A 20,925-nucleotide genomic window follows, 5' to 3' on the forward strand; every position below is an offset into this window, starting at 1 on the left:
GCCCCACTTAGCTCCCTTGCATTGTCCGCATTCTTGCCGCATCTTCGCCCGGCGTAACGCCAAAATAACGTTTAAACTCCCGGCTAAACTGCGATGCGCTCTCATAGCCGACCCGCATCGCCGCGGCGCTGGCCTTCATACCATCGTGAATCATCATCATCCGCGCTTTATGCAGTCGGTAGCTTTTTAAATACTGCAACGGCGAGGTGCTGGTGACCGCCTTAAAATTATGGTGAAACGCCGACACGCTCATGTTCGCTTCTGCCGCCAGTTGCTCAACATTCAGGTTCTCGGTGTATTTCATTTCGATCTGTTTAAGTACGCGACTGATCAGGCTAAAGTGCGTCTGGCGACTAACCAGCGCAAGCAGCGCCCCGCCGCGCGGCCCCATCAGCACATGATAAAGAATTTCGCGAATAATCTGTTTTCCCAGAATCCGCGCATCCAGCGGGCGCTCCATCACATCCAGCAATCTTTCCACCGCACATAAAATCTCGTCCGACAGCGTGGCGGAGTTAATCCCACTGGCCGCCATCGGCAACTGGAAACGCTCATCTTCGCCAATGTCCATGAGCAACTCTTGCAGTTGCAGCACATCAATATCGAGCCGAATACCGGCCAGCGGTACCTCCGGCGTCGCCCAGGTCTCGCATTCAAAAGGGAGCGGCACGGTCAGTAAGAGATATTCATTAGCGTCATAACGAAACTTGCGCTTGTTAATATAGCCAATTTTATGGCCGGAAAAGAGAAATATGATGCCAGGCTGATACATGACCGGCGTGCGCGGCCCCGGTTCAACACCATACAACAGACGAATGCCCGCCAGCCGCTCGCTGATTATTTTATCATTATTTTTTAAATGATTAATTTTATCCGCCAACTGTAAGCAAATTGCTTCACGATTCATAACGCGCCATTTTTTCATCAAATCCACTCCGCTGGATTGTGCGCATTTTTAGCGATTTTCTCCAGCATTCTGGAGAAATAGGCAAAACATTGGCAGAAATGTGCATTGAGAGACATCCCTCACAAGACCACAATGATGACCATCAGGCAGACAGCCGCCTGCCCTCTTTTTACCCACATAAGGGAATGAGCAATGAACAATTTCAAATTACATACCCCTACCCGCATTCTGTTTGGTAAAGGCGCTATCGTCGATCTTCGCGATCAAATCCCGCAGGACGCCCGCGTGCTGATTACCTATGGCGGCGGTAGCGTGAAAAAGACCGGCGTACTGGCGCAAGTTCAGGAAGCGTTAAAAGGACTGGATGTTCGGGAGTTTGGCGGTATTGAACCGAACCCGTCCTATGAAACGCTGATGAAGGCCGTGCAGCTTGTGCGCGACGAAAATATTACCTTCCTGCTGGCCGTTGGCGGCGGTTCCGTACTGGACGGCACCAAATTTATCGCCGCAGCGGCGCAGTATACGGACGGCGTCGATCCGTGGCACATTCTGGAAACCGGCGGTACTGAGATTCGTAGCGCAATCCCGATGGGGTCTGTGCTAACCCTACCGGCAACCGGCTCAGAATCGAACGCCGGCGCAGTCATTTCCCGTAAAACCACTGGCGACAAACAGGCCTTCCACTCCTCGTTCGTGCAACCGGTGTTTGCCGTACTGGACCCGGTCTACACCTATACATTGCCGCCACGCCAGGTTGCGAACGGCGTCGTGGATGCTTTCGTCCATACCGTTGAGCAGTACGTCACTTACCCGGTTAACGGCAAAATTCAGGATCGTTTCGCCGAAGGTATTTTACTCACACTGATCGAAGAAGGTCCCAAAGCGCTGCAAGAGCCTGAAAACTATGACGTCCGCGCCAACGTGATGTGGGCCGCTACTCAGGCGTTGAATGGCCTGATTGGCGCTGGTGTTCCGCAGGACTGGGCGACGCATATGCTGGGCCACGAGCTTACCGCGATGCACGGTCTCGATCATGCCCAGACGCTGGCTATCATTCTGCCTGCGCTATGGAACGAAAAACGAGACGTTAAACGCGCAAAACTCCTGCAATACGCTGAACGTGTATGGAATATCACCGACGGTTCCGACGACGAGCGTATTGATGCCGCCATTGCCGCCACCCGCCGTTTCTTTGAACAGATGGGCGTGCCTACCCACTTGTCCGATTACGGTCTGGATGGCAGCACTATTCCGGCGCTACTGGCTAAACTTGAGGCGCATGGATGCACAAATTTAGGTGAAAATCAGGATATTACGCTGGATGTCAGCCGTCGGATTTATGAAGCGGCGCGCTAAGGTTTTTTCGCCTCTGACTTTCGTTTTTGGCCATTTCGTCCAGACTTAAGTCACTTAGTCTCGCCGGACCCGACTCCGGCGAGCCAATTAAAAGAGGAACACATCATGGCTAATCCAACCATTATCAGGCTACAGGATGGCAACGTAATGCCACAACTTGGGCTGGGAGTCTGGAAAGCAAGCAATGAAGAGGTGATCGCGGCGATTCATAAAGCGCTGGAGGTGGGCTATCGATCGATTGATACCGCCACAGCATATCAGAATGAAGAAGGCGTCGGCAAAGCGCTAAAAGCAGCGAGCGTGGCGCGGGAAGAGCTGTTTATCACCACTAAGTTGTGGAATGACGATCAAAAACGTCCCCGCGAAGCCCTGCAGGAGAGTCTGAAAAAACTGCAACTTGATTATCTCGATCTCTATCTGATGCACTGGCCCGTACCGGCTATCGATCACTATGTCGACGCCTGGAAGGGCATGATCGCGCTGCAAAAAGAGGGGCTGGTAAAGAGTATCGGGGTCTGTAACTTTCAGATCCATCACCTCCAGCGTCTGATCGATGAAACCGGCGTTACCCCTGTGATCAACCAGATCGAGCTTCACCCCTTGATGCAACAGCGCCAGCTACATGCGTGGAATGCGACGCATAAAATCCAGACCGAGTCCTGGAGCCCGCTGGCGCAGGGTGGCGAAGGCGTATTCGATCAGAAAGTGATTCGCGAACTGGCGGATAAATACGGCAAAACGCCCGCCCAGATTGTTATTCGCTGGCATCTGGACTGCGGGCTGGTCGTCATTCCGAAATCCGTCACCCCTTCCCGTATCGCGGAAAACTTTGCTGTCTGGGATTTCCGTCTCGATAAAGATGAATTAGGCGAGATCGCAAAACTGGATCAAGGAAAACGCCTCGGCCCCGATCCGGATCAGTTCGGCGGTTAAGCCGGATTTATCGCACGCCATGCCCGACGATGTCGTCGGGCTTTTTTTCATTTCGAAATATTAAGAAACAATTACGCGCATTTAACAGTATATTTCCCCCACACACAAGCGCAGAATTATTCTGATTTTATGAATATTTATTCATAATTATTATCAATTTACTTAATTTATATAAAATATTTATGGATGTGTGATTGTGGCGGAAAAAAAATCTCAGGGCGTCAAATGGCTCCCATTTATTCTTATTCTGGTTATCGCCGCCGGACTGTGGCAGCTAACGCCCCCTTCCGGGTTAAGCGCGCCGGCCTGGCATTCCGCGATTATTTTTGTCGCGACGATCGCCTCTATCGTGGCGAAAGTGCTGCCTATTGGCGCAGTCGGTATTATCGGCATCACCGTCTTTGCGCTCGCCTATGCTGCCGGCGACAAAACGGCCAGCGGCGCGATTACCACGGCCTTGAGCGAGCTGAACAGTTCGCTGATCTGGCTTATCGTCGTCGCCTTTATGATTGCCCGTGGGTTTATCAAAACCGGGCTGGGTCGGCGTATCGCCCTACAAATGATCCGTCTGTTAGGTAAACGAACGCTGGGTCTGGCTTATGGTCTGGCGTTTGCCGATCTGATCCTCTCCCCCGCGATGCCCAGTAACACCGCGCGCTGCGGCGGCGTGATTTACCCGATCGCCGACTCGCTGGCGCGCAGCTTTGATTCACATCCGGAAGATGAGTCTCGCAGCAAAATCGGCACCTTTCTGATCACCTGTATTGGCAATGTTAACGACGTCACCGCCGCACTGTTTATGACCGGTTATACGGGTAACCTGCTGGCGGTAAAACTGGCGGCGAACGCCGGCGTTACGTTGAGCTGGGGAAGCTGGTTTATCGCCGCGCTCCTGCCTTGCCTGGTCTCTTTTCTTATCGTCCCGCTGCTGGTCTACTGGCTGACGCGTCCGGAAATTAAACATACGCCGGATGCGCCGGATTTGGCGCGCAAAGAGCTGGCGCAAATGGGCAGTATGACGCGCGGCGAGTGGCTCATGCTGGCGACCGTCGGCGTGTTGCTGGTGCTATGGATTTTTGGCAGCTCGCTCGGCGTGGATGCCACGACGGCCTCTTTTGTCGGTCTCTCGATTTTATTACTGAGCGGCGTGCTCACCTGGGAAGACGTTAAAAGCGAAAAAGGCGCCTGGGATACGTTGATTTGGTTTGCCGCGCTGCTGATGATGGCTAACCAGTTGAAGAAACTAGGATTCACCAGTTGGTTTGGCAACCTGATTGGCGACAGCATCGGCAGTACGATGCATGGAACCAGTTGGATAATCATTCTGCTGCTGCTTAACGCAGCCTATTTTTATACCCACTATTTTTTCGCCAGCGGCAACGCGCAAATCGCCGCGCTGTATGCGGTGTTTCTGGGTGTCGGTCTGCATCTGAATATACCGGCAGCGCCGATGGCGCTTATGCTGGCGTTTACCAGCAGCCTGTACTGCTCTCTTACGCAGTATACCCACGCACGCGGCCCCATTCTTTTTGGCGCCGGCTATGTACCGACGGGCGTCTGGTGGCGAACGGGATTTATTATCAGTCTCTTTAATCAGGCGGTCTTTTTGACAGTCGGCCTCGCATGGTGGAAAGTGCTGGGGTTGTATTAAACGCTTAACGCATCGATAAACCCCTCGGTTAACGGAGAAATGGAATGACCTGCATTTTCTGTCAAATAGTTGAAGGTAAAGCACCTTGTCATAAAGTTTGGGAAGATGAGCATCACCTGGCTTTTTTGTCGATTTTTCCGAATACCGATGGGTTTACCGTAGTGATCCCGAAAAAACATTACCCCAGCTACGCGTTCGATCTACCGCCGCAGGCGTTAGCGGACCTGATGCTGGCGACCCAAAAAGTGGCGAAGAAACTGGATAAGGCTTTCCCGGATGTCAGTCGTACGGGAATGTTCTTCGAAGGTTTCGGCGTAGACCATGTGCACAGTAAATTAAGCCCCATGCACGGTACTGGCGATTTAACCCACTGGAAACCGATTGAATCGCGGCAGAATAAATTTTTCGAACAGTATGAAGGATATCTGTCGTCACACGATCATGAACGGGCTGATGATGAAAAACTGGCCGCGCTGGCGGCCAGAATTCGTGAGGCATAAATACGGAGCACTTCTGCCGGATGGCGGTGTAAGCACCTTATCCGGCCTACAAAACTATGCTATTCATAGACCTGATAAGCGCAGCGCCTTCAGGCATTATACCTTAGATTATATACTTCTTATCTATTTTAATATATCAACCCTGGTAGGTTAAATATTACGGCGCGTGGCTAAATATTTCGTACAAAAACCATCCAGGAATAGCGGCAATAACACCCATTAAAATTATCCCTGCAAGAGTCATTTGCCTGTCTTCACGTTTTTCCATATTACATGCTTTAATAGCCATTATGAATATAACAACAGCTATTATAGCAATTACGATAAAACAGGGAATAATAATCATACCCATGATATCCCCTCCTCTGGGGCTGTATACAAGCATCATGCCTTAATCATTAAGGTAATATATAATTAATTTATACAATCAATAATATTTAAATAAAATATAAAGCTCCCCGTAATTTAGCAATTACTAAAGATCGACACAATATATTTAGATGTCTGTTACTTCCAGAAACATTAGCTTCCAGAAGCAACAGATTCAAAGGTAATTAACGCCCTGCGCCTTTCCCGCGCTTCTTATTCGCAGCAAGCCCCTGCCGCTGATGTTCCACCGGCGTATGCTTGGTCAACGCCGGGCGCGTGTTGCGGTTCTGGCGACGCGCTTCGCGCATCTCTTCAATGGTCGGCGCAGGCACCAGACACTCACGGCGACCGCCAATCAAATGCTTTTTCCCCATCGCTTCCAGCGCCTGGCGAATCAGCGGCCAGTTCGCCGGATCGTGATAACGCAGCAGCGCCTTATGCAGGCGACGTTGCCTGTCTCCCTTCGGCACCACCACATCTTCACTCTTATAACCAATTTTACCCAGCGGGTTTTTGCCGGTGTAATACATAGTGGTCGAATTCGCCAACGGCGACGGGTAGAAGTTCTGCACCTGATCCAGACGGAAGCGGTGGCGCTTGAGCCACAGCGCCAGATTCACCATATCCTCGTCCCGCGTGCCCGGATGCGCGGAGATAAAATACGGGATCAGATACTGCTCTTTTCCGGCCTGTTTAGAGTAAAGGTCAAATAACTCTTTAAAGCGATCGTAGCTGCCCATACCCGGCTTCATCATTTTCGACAGCGGACCTTCTTCAGTATGCTCCGGCGCAATCTTCAGATAGCCGCCCACATGATGGCTTGCCAGCTCTTTAATGTAGCGAGGATCTTCTACAGCGATGTCGTAGCGCACGCCGGAGGCAATTAAGATTTTCTTAATGCCTTTCAGCTCACGGGCGCGGCGATAAAGATTGATCGTCGGCGTATGGTCAGTATCCATATGCGGACAGATATCCGGATAGACGCATGACAGGCGACGACAGGTCTGCTCCGCACGCGGCGACTTACAGCGCAGCATATACATGTTCGCGGTAGGACCGCCCAGATCGGAGATCACGCCGGTAAACCCCGGCACCGTGTCGCGGATCGCTTCGATCTCGTTGATAATAGAGTCTTCCGAGCGGCTCTGAATGATGCGCCCTTCATGTTCAGTGATCGAGCAGAAAGAGCAGCCGCCAAAGCAGCCGCGCATGATATTGATCGAAAAGCGGATCATCTCATAGGCCGGAATACGGGCATTGCCGTAAGCCGGGTGCGGCACACGCTGATACGGCAGCGCAAACACGCTATCCATCTCTTCAGTGGAGAGCGGTATGGCGGGCGGGTTGATCCAGACATAGCGGTCGCCGTGTTTTTGCATCAGCGCCCGCGCGCAGCCAGGGTTAGTTTCGTGATGCAGAATACGCGACGCATGGGCGTACAGCACCTTGTCGCCTTTCACCTTTTCAAAGGATGGCAGCAGGATATAGGTTTTTTCCCACGGCTTCGGACGCGGCGGCTGCACGGTAATCGCTTTAGCTTCCTGCTTTTTCGGCGCGACTGGCTTGTTATCCGCGCACGGCAGATCCTCGCCATAGGGATGGGGAATTGGATCGATTTTACCCGGCGTGTCCAGACGAGTGGAGTCGACGCCGCTCCAGCCTGGCAGCGCTTCTTTAACCATAATCGCAGTGTTACGCACATCACGAATCTGATCGATGGTTTCGCCCATTGCCAGACGATGCGCCACTTCCACCAGTGGACGCTCGCCGTTGCCAAACATCAGCATGTCGGCTTTGGAATCGACTAACACTGAACGACGCACAGTATCAGACCAGTAGTCGTAATGCGCGGTACGGCGCAGACTGGCCTCAATGCCGCCGAGGATCACCGGGACATCTTTCCACGCTTCTTTGCAACGCTGGGTATAGACCAGCGTGGCGCGGTCCGGGCGTTTGCCCGCGACGTTATCTGGGGTGTAGGCGTCATCGTGGCGCAGCTTACGGTCAGCGGTGTAACGGTTGATCATCGAGTCCATGTTGCCGGCGGTGACGCCGAAGAACAGGTTCGGTTTTCCCAGACGCATAAAGTCGTCTTTGCTGTTCCAGTCCGGCTGGGCGATGATCCCCACGCGGAAGCCCTGCGCTTCCAGCATACGACCGCAAATCGCCATGCCGAAGCTCGGATGGTCGACGTAGGCGTCGCCGGTTACCAGAATAATGTCGCAGCTATCCCAGCCAAGTTGATCCATCTCGTCACGTGACATCGGCAAAAACGGCGCCGGCCCAAAGCAGGCGGCCCAGTACTGCGGCCAGGAGAAAAGGTCGCGATCCGGTTGGATCAGGGAGATAGCGCTCATATTGCTTCCAAAACGATTGGCAAAAAAATAATCAAAGGTCGGGGATTATAAGCCGTATCTATAGCGAAAATGAAGGAGATTATCGCCTTATATGCAGGGCTGGCGCGAAATAGAAACAACTTTCAACGGCCTGGCCTGAGGTGTTTGAAATTGGTCTTATGAATATCTTCAAATTGGTATGCAATTAATTATACCCACGTCTAAAAACGCAGTATCGCCATAACAACAAAAAGTAAAAAAACATCACATTATCAGCAATATATAAAAAAACTTCGCTGAATTGCTCACGACACTGTTTTTACCATGACTTTCTTCTGTGAACCAGATCTCTTTCTTTGGTCTATTGATTAAATTAAATTGGCTGACAGAATTCAGGGGATAAAGAACACCATCACCACGCCTTTCCCCAACGCAACACCTTACGTATCAGCAGGTTATTAATTAATCAACGATAACCACAGGAATCCCAACCTATAAGGAAGCAGATATGAAAAACACACGTTCATTCACAACATCAGCGGTATTACTGGCCGGCTGTTTGCTACTGGCATTTCCAGCGCTCGCCAAAACCACGCTGAAACTGAGCCACAATCAGGATAAAAGCCACGCCGTTCACAAAGCGATGAGCTATCTGGCCGATAAAGCGAAAGCCTATTCGGACGGCGAATTAAATATTCGTATTTACCCCAACGCCACGCTGGGCAACGAACGTGAATCGCTGGAATTGATGAACTCCGGCGCTCTGCAAATGGTGAAAGTCAATGCGGCATCGCTGGAGTCTTTTGCGCCGGAATATAGCGTGTTTAGCCTGCCGTTTTTATTCCGTGACCGCGATCACTACTACAACGTACTGAAAAGCGACTTAGGGAAACGCATTCTCGCGTCCTCCGAAAGCAAAGGCTTCGTCGGCTTAACCTGGTACGACGGCGGCGCCCGCAGTTTTTACGCTGGTAAGCCCATCACTCAACCCGACGATTTAGCCGGTATGAAAATCAGAGTGCAGCAAAGCCCCAGCGCTATCGCGATGGTGAAAGCGCTCGGCGGCGTGCCGACGCCGATGGCGCAAGGCGAACTCTATACCGCGCTCCAGCAAGGCGTGGTCGATGGCGGCGAAAACAACCCCGTGGTTTATGCCGATATGCGTCATGCGGAGGTGGCGAAATTCTATTCCCGCGACGAGCACACGATGGTGCCGGATGTCCTGGTCATCAGTACCAAAGTACTTAACAAATTGAGCGATAAAGAGCGGAAAGCGTTATATAAAGCCGCAGATGAATCCATGCAGCAAATGAAAGACGTCATCTGGCCCGCCGCGGAAAAAGGGGCTTATGAGAGCATGAAGGCCATGAACGCGACCGTTGTTGATATTGATAAATCCGTGTTCAAACAGCGTGTTAAGCCCTTGTTTGATGAGTTCCGCGCAAAAGACGCTCAGTCAGCGAAGGATCTGGAATACATCGAGAATATGTAAATCTGCCGGGCAGGGTTCTCCTGCCCTTTACAGGATGTAATATGCGAATACTCACCAATGCACTGAACAAAATACTAGCCGGGTGCTGCTGTATTATTCTGGCGATCATGGTTGCCTGCGTATCCTGGCAGGTGGCGGCGCGCTTTATATTCAACGCGCCAAGCAGCACGCTCGACGAATTCACCCAGATTCTTTTTATGTGGATGATTCTGTTAGGCGGCGTCTATACCGCCGGATTAAAAAAACATTTAGCTATCGATTTGTTAGCGCAAAAACTCTCCCGAACGCCCGCCCTCGTGCTCGACAGTATCATTCAGGTGATTATTACCGTGTTCGCGCTGATTTTTATGGTGTACGGCGGTGATATTATTGTTGAAAAAGCGGCGCACGTCAGCCAAATGTCCCCGGTATTAAAATGGCCTATGGATAAAGTCTATTGGGTCATGCCGATTAGCGGCGTCATCCTGGTGTACTACACCATTGTGAACGTTATTGATAATTATCATCAGCGCCATCTTCGCTAACGAGGGATATATGGACTTTGAATATATTTACCCAATAATTGTTTTATTTGGCAGCTTTGCCATTATGCTGGCGGTCGGCGTTCCTATTACATTCGCTATCGGGCTGTCGTCCTTATTCTCAATCCTGATAGCCCTTCCCCCGGATGCGGCAATCTCGGTTATTTCACAAAAAATGACCGTCGGTCTCGATGGCTTTACGCTGCTGGCGATCCCCTTTTTTGTGTTAGCCGGCAATATCATGAATACCGGGGGAATCGCCCGGCGCCTGGTGAATCTGGCTCAGGCGTTAGTTGGCCGCCTTCCCGGTTCGCTAGCGCACTGCAATATTCTGGCGAACACCCTGTTTGGCGCGATATCCGGCTCGGCTGTCGCTTCTGCGGCCGCGGTGGGCGGCATCATGTCGCCATTACAGGAAAAAGAGGGCTACTCTCCGGCGTTCTCTACGGCGATCAACGTCGCTTCGGCGCCGATTGGCCTGATGATCCCGCCCAGCAATGTGCTAATTGTCTATTCGCTGGCTAGCGGCGGCACCTCTGTCGCCGCCCTGTTTTTGGCGGGCTACCTGCCCGGCATCTTAACCGCGCTGGCTTTAATGACGGTAGCGGCGCTGTATGCCCATCGCCACCATTACCCGGTTGCCGAACGCATCAACCTGCGGCAGTTTCTGTCGGTATTCCGCGATTCATTGCCCAGCCTGTTGCTGATATTTATTATTATCGGCGGCATTATCGGCGGCGTATTTACGCCAACAGAGGCCTCTGCGATCGCGGTAATCTATAGCCTGGCGCTGGCGGCCATTTATCGAGAAATTAATGTGAGTAAGTTGCGCGATATTCTGCTGGATTCGGTAGTAACCAGCTCTATTGTTCTCTTACTGGTCGGCTGCTCAATGGGAATGTCATGGGCGATGACCAATGCCGATGTTCCTGAACTGATTAATGAAATGATTACCAGCGTGTCCGAAAATAAATGGGTCATCTTGCTGATTATCAATCTCATTTTGTTATTCGTCGGGACGTTTATGGATATTACCCCGGCTATTCTAATCTTTACGCCTATTTTCCTTCCCATTGCTCAACATCTGGGAATCGACCCTGTCCATTTTGGCATTATTATGGTTTTCAATTTAACCATCGGACTGTGTACGCCCCCGGTAGGCACTATTTTGTTCGTCGGTTGCAGTATCGGCAAAATCAGTATTGATAAAGTCGTCAAACCGCTATTACCGATGTTTCTGGCACTCTTTGTGGTCATGGCGATGATTTGCTACTTCCCGCAGTTGAGTCTGCTGCTTCCCACGTTGTTTGCTCCTTCCTGAAAACCCTGACGGGTCTGCGCTATTCAGACCCGTACTCGGACGCTTTACGACGCCGGATTCACCAGCATTTGCCCAATCGAGCCGCGGTCAGCCATTTCCAGCGTCTGGCTGTTGAAATAGAACGGGAAGTGCGGCCAGGACGGCTGACCGTAATAGACCAGCAATTCGACTTGCCCATCCACCCAGACGGTATCTTTCCAGCCTCTATCTTCCGGGAACGGCATAGCGCCGTTGACGTTACGAATCAGGAAAGAGACGCCCTCAATATGGAACGACTGCGGCATATCGGCGCGTACCGTCCAGCGCTCCCAGGTGCCTTGTTGGGCGGTAATATCAATGCGATTCACATCCCACAGTTGGCCGTTAATCCCCGGATCGTCGCCAAGACTGATGTCCCGACTGCGGACAGGCGCGCCGCTCATGATCTCCGTCGGCAACAGACGCATCGGCAGATTATCGGTCACCAGCGGCAGCAATCCGGTTGGCCGTAACGTCAGCACCAGGGTCGAAACCAGAATACTGGAAGGCTCAAAGAAACCGCGAATCCGATCGACTATGCTGGCCGCTTCCCCGCAGGTGATCGAGACTTCGTCGCCGTTGGTCATATCAACCAGGATTTCACGTCGCTCGCCGGGCGCCAGTGACAACTGTTTGACGGAAACCGGCGCAGGTAAAAAGCCCTGATCGCCTGAAATCACATGCAGCGCCCGGCCATCGCTCATCTGAAGCTGATAGCGCCGCGAGTTCGAGGCGTTCAACAACCGTAACCGCACCCAGCCGCGGGACACTTCGACATAGGGGCTTTGCGCGCCGTTCACCAGCAGCGTATCGCCGACAAAACCACCGCTTCCCGGTTCGCTGTACTCCGGCGTCCCAAAGTTATCCAGCCGTTTATCCTGGATAATGACGGGAAAATCATCCACGCCGTAATGGTTCGGAATGGGCAGCGTTTTACTGATGTCGTCTTCGACCAGCCACATTCCGGCCAGGCCGTTATACACCTGCTGCGCAGTGCGGTTAGGCGTGTTAGCGTGATACCACAGCGTGGCGGCGCTCTGACGAATCGGCAGCACCGGCGCCCAGTCCGCGTTCGGCGACATCATACGCGCCGGGCCACCCATCAGCGGCCCCGGCACCAGTAAACCAGCAACCGTCATGGAGACATTTTCCGCCAGGCGGTTGCTATAGATGAGTTTAACGTCATCGCCTTTCCAGACGCGGATTGTCGGCCCCAGATAACGACCGTTCACTCCCCAGACCGGCGCGCGCGTGCCTTGCGTAAAGGACCAGTGCGCTCGCTGTAGCGTCATAAACAACGGCTGCCCGCGACGGGACTCCAGCAACGGCGGAACAGGCAACGGCTGTTGCTGACCGGCAGCATTCGCCCTGAGGGGAATCGCGCCTGCACATAGTGCGATTCCCGATGCCTGAAGAAACTGACGCCGACTGAATGACATATAAGCTCCATGTAAAACAGGCTAAAGAGTTGTGCCTGAAAAAATGATTTCTACAATAACAGAGTAAGACTGCTTAAACCTTACCGGTCGCTTCACGTTCCGCAACCTCTTTATCAAGTTCCGCGATTTTTTGCTCCATTAACGCACGGCAGTGGGCCGCCAGCTCGCGAACCTGATCTTTACCATATTCGCTGACATCGACTGGCGGCAGCATTTCCACAATAACCAGTCCGTTGTTCAGGCGGTTTAGATTGACTTTGTTAGAGGTGTTGGAAACGCAGACAGGAATGATCGGCACACCAGCCGCGATAGCCGCATGAAACGCGCCGGTTTTAAACGGCAGCAGACCGCGTCCCCGGCTACGCGTACCTTCAGGGAACATCCAGATAGAAATACGGCGCTTTTTAAAATGGTTAACCACTGCCGCAATGGTGCTATGCGCTTTGGCGCGGTTATTACGGTCAATCAACAGATTACCGGTCAGCCAGTACAGTTGCCCAAAAAACGGGATCCAAAGCAGGCTTTTTTTCCCCACCGTCACCGTTGGCGGCTGCACAATATTCGCCGCCGTGACCATATCATAATTATTCTGGTGGTTAGCAATATAGATAGCATTGCCATAGTTTTCCGCGTCGGCGGGTTTGCGGCACTCCACTTTCAGGCCAAACAGCGGGGCCAGACGGCCGAACATATGTCCAAACGTCGCCACGTGTTTTGGGTTACGTGGGCTGAAAAGGCAGTAAATAGAACCGAAAACACAGACCAGAATGGAGTAAATAACGGTAACAATAAGACGAAAAATATATAGCATAACAACCTCTGAAGGCCTAAGAGCCCGGCATTCTACGTCACCTGAAATTCAGGTTAGGATTTTGGTAAGTGTGGCTCTCTGGAAAAACGTATTGTTAATCGCAATGCACGAATAAACAACGGTTTTACGGGAAATTTTAATGTTAATCCGATCTGAAACCGTAGGCCGGATAAGACGCTACTGCGTCGTCATCCGGCAACGGCAGAGCGCCGGATGGCGGCTTAGATGCCTTGTCCGGCTTACGGGTGCCCCTGTCTTACTCTTCGCTGTCGCCATGACTTACGCGATGCGGTGAATCAATCTCAATGCGATCGATACGCTGCAGGCCGCGCATTAATGTGCCACGGCGTCCGCGTTCGCCGACCACCTTCTGTAACTCTTCAGGGCGCAGTTTGATTTTGCGCTTCCCGACATGGATAGTCAGAGTGCTTTGTGGCGGCAGCACGTACAGGTGCGCCAGTCCATCATCGCCTTTCGCCGCTTCCGCAGAGGGGATATTAATGATCTTATTGCCTTTGCCTTTCGACAGCTGCGGCAGAGAGTCTACCGGGAACATCAACATCCGTCCGGCCTGGGTAATCGCCAGCAGCATATCGTGCTCGTCTTTAATCACCAGCGGCGGCATGACGTGCGCATTTTCCGGCAGTGTAATCAACGCCTTACCGGCACGGTTACGGGCAACCAGATCGTTAAACGTACAAACGAAGCCGTAGCCCGCATCCGACGCCATCAGCAGTTTCTGGTCATCGCCTTCCATCAGCATATGCTCTACGGTCGCCCCCGGCGGCAGCGTGAGTTTGCCGGTCAGCGGCTCGCCCTGCCCACGCGCCGACGGAAGCGTAATGGGATCAATAGCATAGCTGCGCCCGGTGGTATCAATAAACACCACCGGTTGATTACTCTTACCTTTCACCGCGGCTTTAAAGCTGTCGCCCGCTTTATAGTTAAGCCCCGGCGCATCAATATCATGACCTTTGGCGCTGCGCACCCAGCCCATCTGCGACAGCACGATAGTCACCGGTTCGGACGGCAGCATGTCGTGTTCGCTCATCGCTTTAGCTTCTTCGCGCTCACGCAGCGGAGAACGGCGATCGTCGCCATAGGCATCGGCGTCCGCCTGTAGTTCTTTTTTCAGCAAGGTATTCATTTTGCGTTCGGACGCGAGAATGCCCTGCAACTGGTCACGCTCTTTTTCCAGCTCGTCCTGCTCGCCGCGAATTTTCATCTCTTCCAGTTTGGCGAGATGGCGCAGTTTCAGTTCGAGAATCGCTTCCGCCTGGGTCTCGCTGATGCCGAAACGCGACATCAGCGCGGGTTTCGGCTCATCCTCGTTACGGATAATCTCGATCACTTCATCGATGTTGAGAAACGCCACCAGCAAACCTTCGAGGATATGCAGGCGCTTAAGCACTTTCTCCAGACGGTAGTTCAGACGACGGCATACCGTGTCGCGGCGGAACGCCAGCCACTCGGTGAGGATCTCCAGCAGGTTTTTCACCGCCGGACGACCATCCAGACCGATCATGTTCAGGTTAATACGGTAGCTTTTTTCCAGATCGGTGGTGGCGAACAGATGGTTCATCACCTGCTCCATATCCACACGGTTGGAGCGTGGCACAATCACTAAACGCGTCGGGTTTTCGTGATCCGATTCATCGCGCAGATCGTCCACCATCGGCAGTTTTTTATTACGCATCTGCGCAGCAATCTGCTCCAGCACTTTCGCGCCAGAGACCTGATGCGGCAGCGCGGAAATTACCACAGCGCCGTCTTCTTTGGTCCATACCGCGCGCATACGCACGGAGCCCCGCCCGTTTTCGTAAATTTTACGAATTTCCGCACGTGGGGTAATGATCTCCGCTTCGGTCGGGTAATCCGGCCCCTGAACGATATCCAGCAACTGATCCAGCGTCGTTTTCGGCTGCTCAATCAGCGTAATCGCCGCTTTCGCCACTTCGCGCAGGTTGTGCGGCGGGATATCTGTTGCCATGCCCACCGCAATACCGGTGGTGCCGTTCAGCAGGATGTTCGGCAGACGCGCCGGTAACATTTTCGGTTCCTGCATGGTGCCGTCGAAGTTTGGCACCCAGTCCGCCGTCCCCTGACCGAGTTCGCTTAACAGCAGCTCGGCGTATTTGGACAGGCGGGATTCGGTATAACGCATCGCCGCGAATGACTTCGGATCATCCGGCGCGCCCCAGTTCCCCTGGCCATCGACCAGCGGGTAACGGTAAGAGAACGGCTGCGCCATCAGCACCATGGCTTCATAGCAGGCGCTGTCGCCATGCGGGTGATACTTACCCAGTACGTCACCAACGGTACGGGCGGATTTTTTAAATTTAGCGGTGGCGTTCAGCCCCAGCTCTGACATCGCATAGACGATGCGGCGCTGTACCGGCTTCAGGCCGTCGCCAATAAACGGCAACGCACGATCCATGATCACGTACATGGAGTAGTTTAAGTAGGCGTTTTCCGTAAATTCATGTAGCGCAAGGCGCTCTGCCATATCGCTCATTAACAGGGGATCCTCAATCTGCATGCTGACCGTTCGGACGGCAATATTGCCGCAGATAATACCCTATCTCACGGTCTGAGTCACAAACCGTGAGACAGGTGGCGAGGAAGTTAACGAAGCGGCAGATAGATATCCGTCAGCAGCTCATGTTCCGCGACCTCATGGACGAAATTCAGGTACTGGAAGAAGACCGGAAAATCGCGCGGCGTCTCACCGCTGGCGGGTAGCCATTCGCGGAATAAATACCACACGCTCTCCGGGAGGCTGTCGAGCGATCCCTGATGGCGCACCACCGCGCAGCGCCCGCCAGGAATCTCGCTATTCACCACGCCAACGTCATTTTCGGCTATCGGCTGGCGGACGCTGCCGCAGATATCAAAGCGGAATTGAGCCGGCGGCGTCGTCTGCGGGTCGTGCCAGGCAATACCAAAAGTTTGACTGCTGGCAATCGGCGACTGGCCCGTTTCGCGTCGCCATGCAATAAATTTCGCCGCGCTGGCGTTGACCTTATCCGGATGCCCCAGATGCGTCAGCATCGCGACGCGGGTAGGTGGAAATTCAACGATTTTTACGTCCATGACATGCTGCTCCTGTAACGCAAGTTTAGGAACGCGTTGGTGCCAGGCCAGCCAGTCCGGCGATTGCCGAAACCGGCGCGGGCTTTGACCAAACGCGGTTTTGAAAGCACGTGTGAACGACTCCGGATTCTGAAATCCGGCATCCAGCGCGATATCGATAACTTTATCTTGCGGATTAAACGCCAGCCGCCATGACGCCCGGCGCAAACGCAGCCACTGGATATAGCGATAGAGCGGAAGCCCGCTCCAGGCGGTAAACTGCCGGTGAAAATGAAACGGCGAGCTGTGCGCCATCCGGCTTAACACCTCAAGCGACAGAGGCTCATCCAGATGACGCTCAATGTGGTCGCAAACGCGCCGCAGACGTTCGGAATAAGCCGCGCTGATCAGGTCATTCATCACTGCCTCCTTGTGGCCTATTCTGCCCACCGGGCGGCTGTGAATCCTGACCGATCTTGCGCAATGTGGGATTACGGATTCACTTTACGAATCTGTTTTACGTCGATTTCGACAGAGTTCCAGTCTTTATCCACTTCGCCCTGAATTTCAACGGTATCCTGCGGGGTTACGGTCAGGCCGTTCCAACGCTTGTGGTCAATATCCACATTGATAGTACCGGTCGCATCTTTAAACACATACAGGTCGTCGGAAATGCGCTCGACGATATTCCCGCGCAGCGTTACCCACGCATCGTCACGCAGCGATTTAGCGCTCTCTACCGTCGTGCTGCTGCCGTTCGGGCCGACAAATCCGCCGCCTTGCGTTTGCGTCGCCGACGGGCCGGAGAAACCGCCCTGCTGAGCCGCCAGAACCGGGGTAGAACACAGTGCCATAACGGCAACGATTGCAGCTAATTTTTTCATGATTACTTTTCCCTTTCATGTCGTTTCAGATCCATTTAATAAGGTAATCCTTAACAACTTCTTAAGGCAAAAAAAGAATCTTTTTTTCTGTACATCGCCTGCGGCGACAAGGTTAACTGACGGTAACGCGAGTTACCGCAAGGAAGAACAGATGCGAATTTTACTGGTAGAAGATGACACACTTATTGGCGATGGCATAAAAGCGGGCCTGAGTAAAATGGGTTTCAGCGTCGACTGGTTTACCGAGGGACGCCCGGGCAAAGAGGCGCTTTACAGCGCGCCTTATGATGCGGTTATTTTAGATTTGACGCTGCCAGGCATGGACGGACGGGATATTTTGCGCGAATGGCGCGAAAAGGGTAAACAGGAACCGGTACTGATCCTGACGGCGCGCGACGCGTTAGCAGAGCGCGTCGAGGGGCTACGTCTCGGCGCCGATGACTATTTATGTAAACCTTTCGCGCTCATTGAGGTCGCCGCCCGTCTGGAGGCGCTGGTACGCCGCGCCAGCGGTCAGGCCAGTAGCGAATTGCGCCACGGCCAGGTGACGCTCAATCCAGGCAATCTCGTCGCGACGCTTGCCGGCGAACCACTGGCCCTAAAACCAAAAGAGTTCGCGTTGCTGGAACTCTTACTGCGCAACAAAGGTCGCGTGCTGCCGCGCAAGCTTATTGAAGAGAAGCTGTATAACTGGGATGACGACGTGTCCAGCAATGCAGTGGAAGTCCATGTTCATCATTTACGCCGCAAGCTCGGCAGCGAATTTATTCGCACCGTACACGGCATCGGCTACACCCTGGGTGACGCATGAAATTGACGCAACGTCTCAGCCTGCGCGTCAGGCTGACGCTTATTTTCCTGATTCTGGTCTCCATCACCTGGGCAATTTCCAGTTTTGTGGCCTGGAGAAAGACGACGGATAATGTCGACGAGCTGTTTGACACACAGTTGATGTTGTTCGCCAGACGGCTTAGCACCCTCGATCTTAACGAGATCAACGCCCCGCAGCGCATGGCGCATACGCCAAAGAAATTAAAACATGGGCATATCGATGACGATGCGCTGGCGTTCGCCATCTTTTCCGCTGATGGCAAAATGTTGCTGCATGATGGCGACAACGGTCAGGATATTCCGTATCGCTATCGCCGGGAAGGTTTCGACAATGGCTATCTGAAGGATGACAACGACCTCTGGCGTTTTTTGTGGTTGAACTCGGCGGACGGCAAGTATCGTATCGTCGTCGGTCAGGAGTGGGATTACCGCGAAGATATGGCGCTGGCGATCGTGGCGGCGCAATTAACGCCGTGGCTGCTCGCCCTTCCCTTCATGCTACTGATTTTATTACTCCTGCTTCACCGCGAGCTCAGACCGTTGAAAAAACTGGCGCAGGCGCTGCGCTTCCGGTCGCCGGAATCGGAAACGCCGCTCGACGCCAAAGGCGTACCGAGCGAGGTTCGCCCACTGGTCGAAGCGCTTAATCAGCTTTTTAGCCGCATCCACTCCATGATGGTGCGCGAACGGCGATTTACCTCCGACGCCGCCCATGAATTGCGCAGCCCGCTGGCCGCGCTGAAAGTACAAACCGAGGTGGCGCAGCTCTCGGGCGACGATCCGCTATCGCGTGATAAAGCGCTGACCCAGCTCCATGCGGGGATCGATCGCGCCACGCGGCTGGTCGATCAGCTACTGACGTTATCGCGCCTCGACTCGCTCAATAATTTGCAGGATGTGGCGGAGATTTCGCTGGAAGAGCTGCTGCAGTCCGCGGTAATGGATATTTATCATCCGGCGCAGCAGGCGAATATCGACGTGCGTTTACAGCTTAACGCCCATGACGTCATACGTACCGGTCAGCCGCTACTCTTAAGCCTGTTAGTGCGTAACCTGCTGGATAATGCGATTCGCTACAGTCCGCAGGGCAGCGTCGTCGACGTTACCTTACATGCCCGCAGCTTCACCGTCAGAGATAATGGCCCTGGCGTAGCGCCAGAGATTCTGACGCATATCGGCGAGCGTTTTTACCGCCCGCCAGGCCAAAGTGTGACCGGCAGCGGTCTGGGATTATCAATCGTCCGCCGCATCGCTACGCTGCACGGCATGACGGTGTCGTTTGGCAACGCCGCGGAAGGTGGATTTGAGGCCGTAGTAAGTTGGTAACAGAGACTTTTGCCAAAAACGCAAAAGACTTTGCACATTTTGCTAATTTCACCGCACCGCCCGTCAGCGTAGAATCAGCAGCAAACGCATTTCTTGAGGACACAAAATGAGTAACATCCTGATTATCAACGGGGCGAAAAAATTCGCGCACTCCAACGGCCAGTTGAATGACACCCTGACCGAAGTTGCCGATGGGCTGCTGCGCGATCTGGGTCATCAGGTTAAGATCGTCCGCGCCGACAGCGACTATGACATTAAAGAAGAGGTGCAGAATTTCGTCTGGGCTGACGTGGTGATTTGGCAGATGCCAGGCTGGTGGATGGGCGCACCATGGACAGTAAAAAAATATATGGATGATGTCTTTACCGAAGGTCACGGCACGCTCTATGCCAGCGATGGCCGCACGCGTTCCGATGCCGCTAAAAAGTACGGTTCCGGCGGTCTGGTGCAGGGGAAAAAATATATGCTGTCACTGACGTGGAACGCGCCGATGGAAGCATTTACCGAAAAAGATCAGTTTTTCCACGGCGTAGGCGTAGATGGCGTCTATCTGCCATTCCATAAAGCCAACCAGTTCCTGGGCATGGACGCGCTGCCAACGTTTATTGCCAACGACGTGATTAAAATGCCGGATGTTCCGCGCTATACCGCAGAATATCGCAAGCATCTGAGCGAAATTTTTGCTTAACTGGTCATCCTGGAATTAGAAGGAGTTAACCATGCTTACCGTCATTGCCGAAATTCGCACGCGTCCGGGCCAACATCACCGTCAGGCCGTCCTCGATCAGTTTGCGAAAATTATTCCAACCGTTCTTAAAGAAGAGGGGTGCCACGGTTACGCGCCGATGGTGGATCATGCCGCGGGCGTGAGTTTTCAGACTCTGGCGCCTGACTCGATCGTGATGATTGAACAGTGGGAAAGCGTTGCGCACCTTGAAGCGCATCTGCAAACCCCGCATATGAAAGCCTACAGCGACGCGGTAAAAGACGATGTGCTGGAAATGAATATTCGTATTCTGGAATCCGGCGTTTAAGTTATTACCCTCGTCTGACGTCGCCCTGATGCGATGCGCAAGTGTCGCCATCAGGCTGCGGCGTCATGTCGGATTCGCTTATCCGGCCTGCGGCATGCAGACCGGATAAAGCGTGCAACAACCG

18 protein-coding genes and 1 pseudogene are annotated in these 20,925 nt (G+C 53.1%); 11 read left to right on the forward strand and 8 right to left on the reverse strand.

The window, feature by feature from the left end; translation table 11 throughout:
• Positions 1-7 precede the first annotated feature (7 nt).
• Complete coding sequence (locus ACH0VJ_RS10780; protein WP_001078198.1) at positions 8-907, reverse strand: AraC family transcriptional regulator; 900 nt, start codon at positions 905-907, stop codon at positions 8-10.
• A 192-nt stretch (positions 908-1,099) separates the two neighbouring features.
• Between ACH0VJ_RS10780 and yqhD the strand changes: the two genes are divergently transcribed.
• The 4 genes and pseudogenes from yqhD (at position 1,100) to ACH0VJ_RS10800 (ending at position 5,347) form a co-directional block, all read left to right on the forward strand.
• Positions 1,100-2,263, forward strand: coding sequence for an alcohol dehydrogenase (yqhD, locus tag ACH0VJ_RS10785; protein WP_001058720.1), 1,164 nt, complete (start codon positions 1,100-1,102; stop codon positions 2,261-2,263).
• Between the two features lie 105 nt (positions 2,264-2,368).
• Positions 2,369-3,196, forward strand: a complete 828-nt coding sequence (gene dkgA / locus ACH0VJ_RS10790) for a 2,5-didehydrogluconate reductase DkgA (protein WP_000013100.1) — start codon at positions 2,369-2,371, stop codon at positions 3,194-3,196.
• Between the two features lie 165 nt (positions 3,197-3,361).
• A pseudogene (locus tag ACH0VJ_RS10795) lies at positions 3,362-4,847 on the forward strand (DASS family sodium-coupled anion symporter).
• 44 nt (positions 4,848-4,891) lie between these two features.
• Positions 4,892-5,347 carry an HIT family protein gene (locus ACH0VJ_RS10800; protein ID WP_000128242.1) on the forward strand — a complete coding sequence of 152 codons (456 nt, stop codon included), beginning with the start codon at positions 4,892-4,894 and terminating at the stop codon, positions 5,345-5,347.
• 157 nt (positions 5,348-5,504) lie between these two features.
• Here ACH0VJ_RS10800 and ACH0VJ_RS10805 read toward each other — a convergent pair whose 3' ends face one another.
• Complete coding sequence (locus tag ACH0VJ_RS10805; protein ID WP_000525382.1) at positions 5,505-5,699, reverse strand: hypothetical protein; 195 nt, start codon at positions 5,697-5,699, stop codon at positions 5,505-5,507.
• A gap of 202 nt (positions 5,700-5,901) precedes the next feature.
• On the reverse strand, positions 5,902-8,073 hold the full coding sequence (locus ACH0VJ_RS10810) for a YgiQ family radical SAM protein (protein WP_001274458.1): 2,172 nt from the start codon (positions 8,071-8,073) through the stop codon (positions 5,902-5,904).
• 487 nt (positions 8,074-8,560) lie between these two features.
• On the opposite strand from ACH0VJ_RS10810, the gene ACH0VJ_RS10815 reads away from it, so the two are divergent.
• The 3 genes from ACH0VJ_RS10815 to ACH0VJ_RS10825 are packed head-to-tail and all read left to right on the forward strand — an operon-like array spanning position 8,561 to position 11,386.
• The gene (locus tag ACH0VJ_RS10815; RefSeq protein WP_000799368.1) at positions 8,561-9,544 is read left to right on the forward strand and encodes a TRAP transporter substrate-binding protein; all 984 of its coding nucleotides are present in this window, start codon (positions 8,561-8,563) and stop codon (positions 9,542-9,544) included.
• Positions 9,545-9,585: 41 nt separating this feature from the next.
• Entirely contained in the window at positions 9,586-10,068 is a 483-nt protein-coding gene (locus ACH0VJ_RS10820; RefSeq protein ID WP_001221825.1) for a TRAP transporter small permease, read from the forward strand.
• Between the two features lie 10 nt (positions 10,069-10,078).
• Positions 10,079-11,386, forward strand: coding sequence for a TRAP transporter large permease (locus tag ACH0VJ_RS10825; protein WP_000345259.1), 1,308 nt, complete (start codon positions 10,079-10,081; stop codon positions 11,384-11,386).
• 44 nt (positions 11,387-11,430) lie between these two features.
• Here the strand turns inward: ACH0VJ_RS10825 and ftsP are convergent, their stop codons facing one another.
• The 5 genes from ftsP to ACH0VJ_RS10850 form a co-directional block, all read right to left on the reverse strand.
• On the reverse strand, positions 11,431-12,843 hold the full coding sequence (gene ftsP / locus ACH0VJ_RS10830; protein ID WP_000010658.1) for a cell division protein FtsP: 1,413 nt from the start codon (positions 12,841-12,843) through the stop codon (positions 11,431-11,433).
• 73 nt (positions 12,844-12,916) lie between these two features.
• Complete coding sequence (gene plsC, locus ACH0VJ_RS10835) at positions 12,917-13,654, reverse strand: 1-acylglycerol-3-phosphate O-acyltransferase (RefSeq protein WP_000965730.1); 738 nt, start codon at positions 13,652-13,654, stop codon at positions 12,917-12,919.
• A gap of 256 nt (positions 13,655-13,910) precedes the next feature.
• Positions 13,911-16,169 (reverse strand): DNA topoisomerase IV subunit A, encoded by a 2,259-nt coding sequence (gene parC / locus ACH0VJ_RS10840; protein WP_001281906.1) that lies wholly within the window; start codon positions 16,167-16,169, stop codon positions 13,911-13,913.
• Between the two features lie 110 nt (positions 16,170-16,279).
• Positions 16,280-17,146 (reverse strand): GyrI-like domain-containing protein, encoded by an 867-nt coding sequence (locus ACH0VJ_RS10845; RefSeq protein WP_000998807.1) that lies wholly within the window; start codon positions 17,144-17,146, stop codon positions 16,280-16,282.
• Positions 17,147-17,217: 71 nt separating this feature from the next.
• A complete protein-coding gene (locus tag ACH0VJ_RS10850; protein ID WP_000731552.1) occupies positions 17,218-17,610 on the reverse strand; it encodes a YgiW/YdeI family stress tolerance OB fold protein in 393 nt (130 codons plus the stop codon).
• 151 nt (positions 17,611-17,761) lie between these two features.
• On the opposite strand from ACH0VJ_RS10850, the gene qseB reads away from it, so the two are divergent.
• The 4 genes from qseB (at position 17,762) to ACH0VJ_RS10870 (ending at position 20,801) form a co-directional block, all read left to right on the forward strand.
• Complete coding sequence (gene qseB, locus ACH0VJ_RS10855; protein WP_001221574.1) at positions 17,762-18,421, forward strand: quorum sensing response regulator transcription factor QseB; 660 nt, start codon at positions 17,762-17,764, stop codon at positions 18,419-18,421.
• On the forward strand, positions 18,418-19,767 hold the full coding sequence (gene qseC, locus ACH0VJ_RS10860) for a quorum sensing histidine kinase QseC (protein ID WP_000779333.1): 1,350 nt from the start codon (positions 18,418-18,420) through the stop codon (positions 19,765-19,767). The genes qseB and qseC overlap by 4 nt, the downstream gene beginning before the upstream one ends.
• Before the next feature lie 106 nt (positions 19,768-19,873).
• Positions 19,874-20,455, forward strand: a complete 582-nt coding sequence (locus ACH0VJ_RS10865; RefSeq protein WP_000065416.1) for an NAD(P)H-dependent oxidoreductase — start codon at positions 19,874-19,876, stop codon at positions 20,453-20,455.
• 31 nt (positions 20,456-20,486) lie between these two features.
• The gene (locus ACH0VJ_RS10870; protein ID WP_000958587.1) at positions 20,487-20,801 is read left to right on the forward strand and encodes a putative quinol monooxygenase; all 315 of its coding nucleotides are present in this window, start codon (positions 20,487-20,489) and stop codon (positions 20,799-20,801) included.
• The last annotated feature ends 124 nt before the right edge of the window (positions 20,802-20,925 follow it).

It is taken from the genome of Salmonella sp. 2020_1459 (assembly GCF_043847915.1).
GTDB classification, from domain to species: Bacteria; Pseudomonadota; Gammaproteobacteria; order Enterobacterales; family Enterobacteriaceae; genus Salmonella; species Salmonella enterica.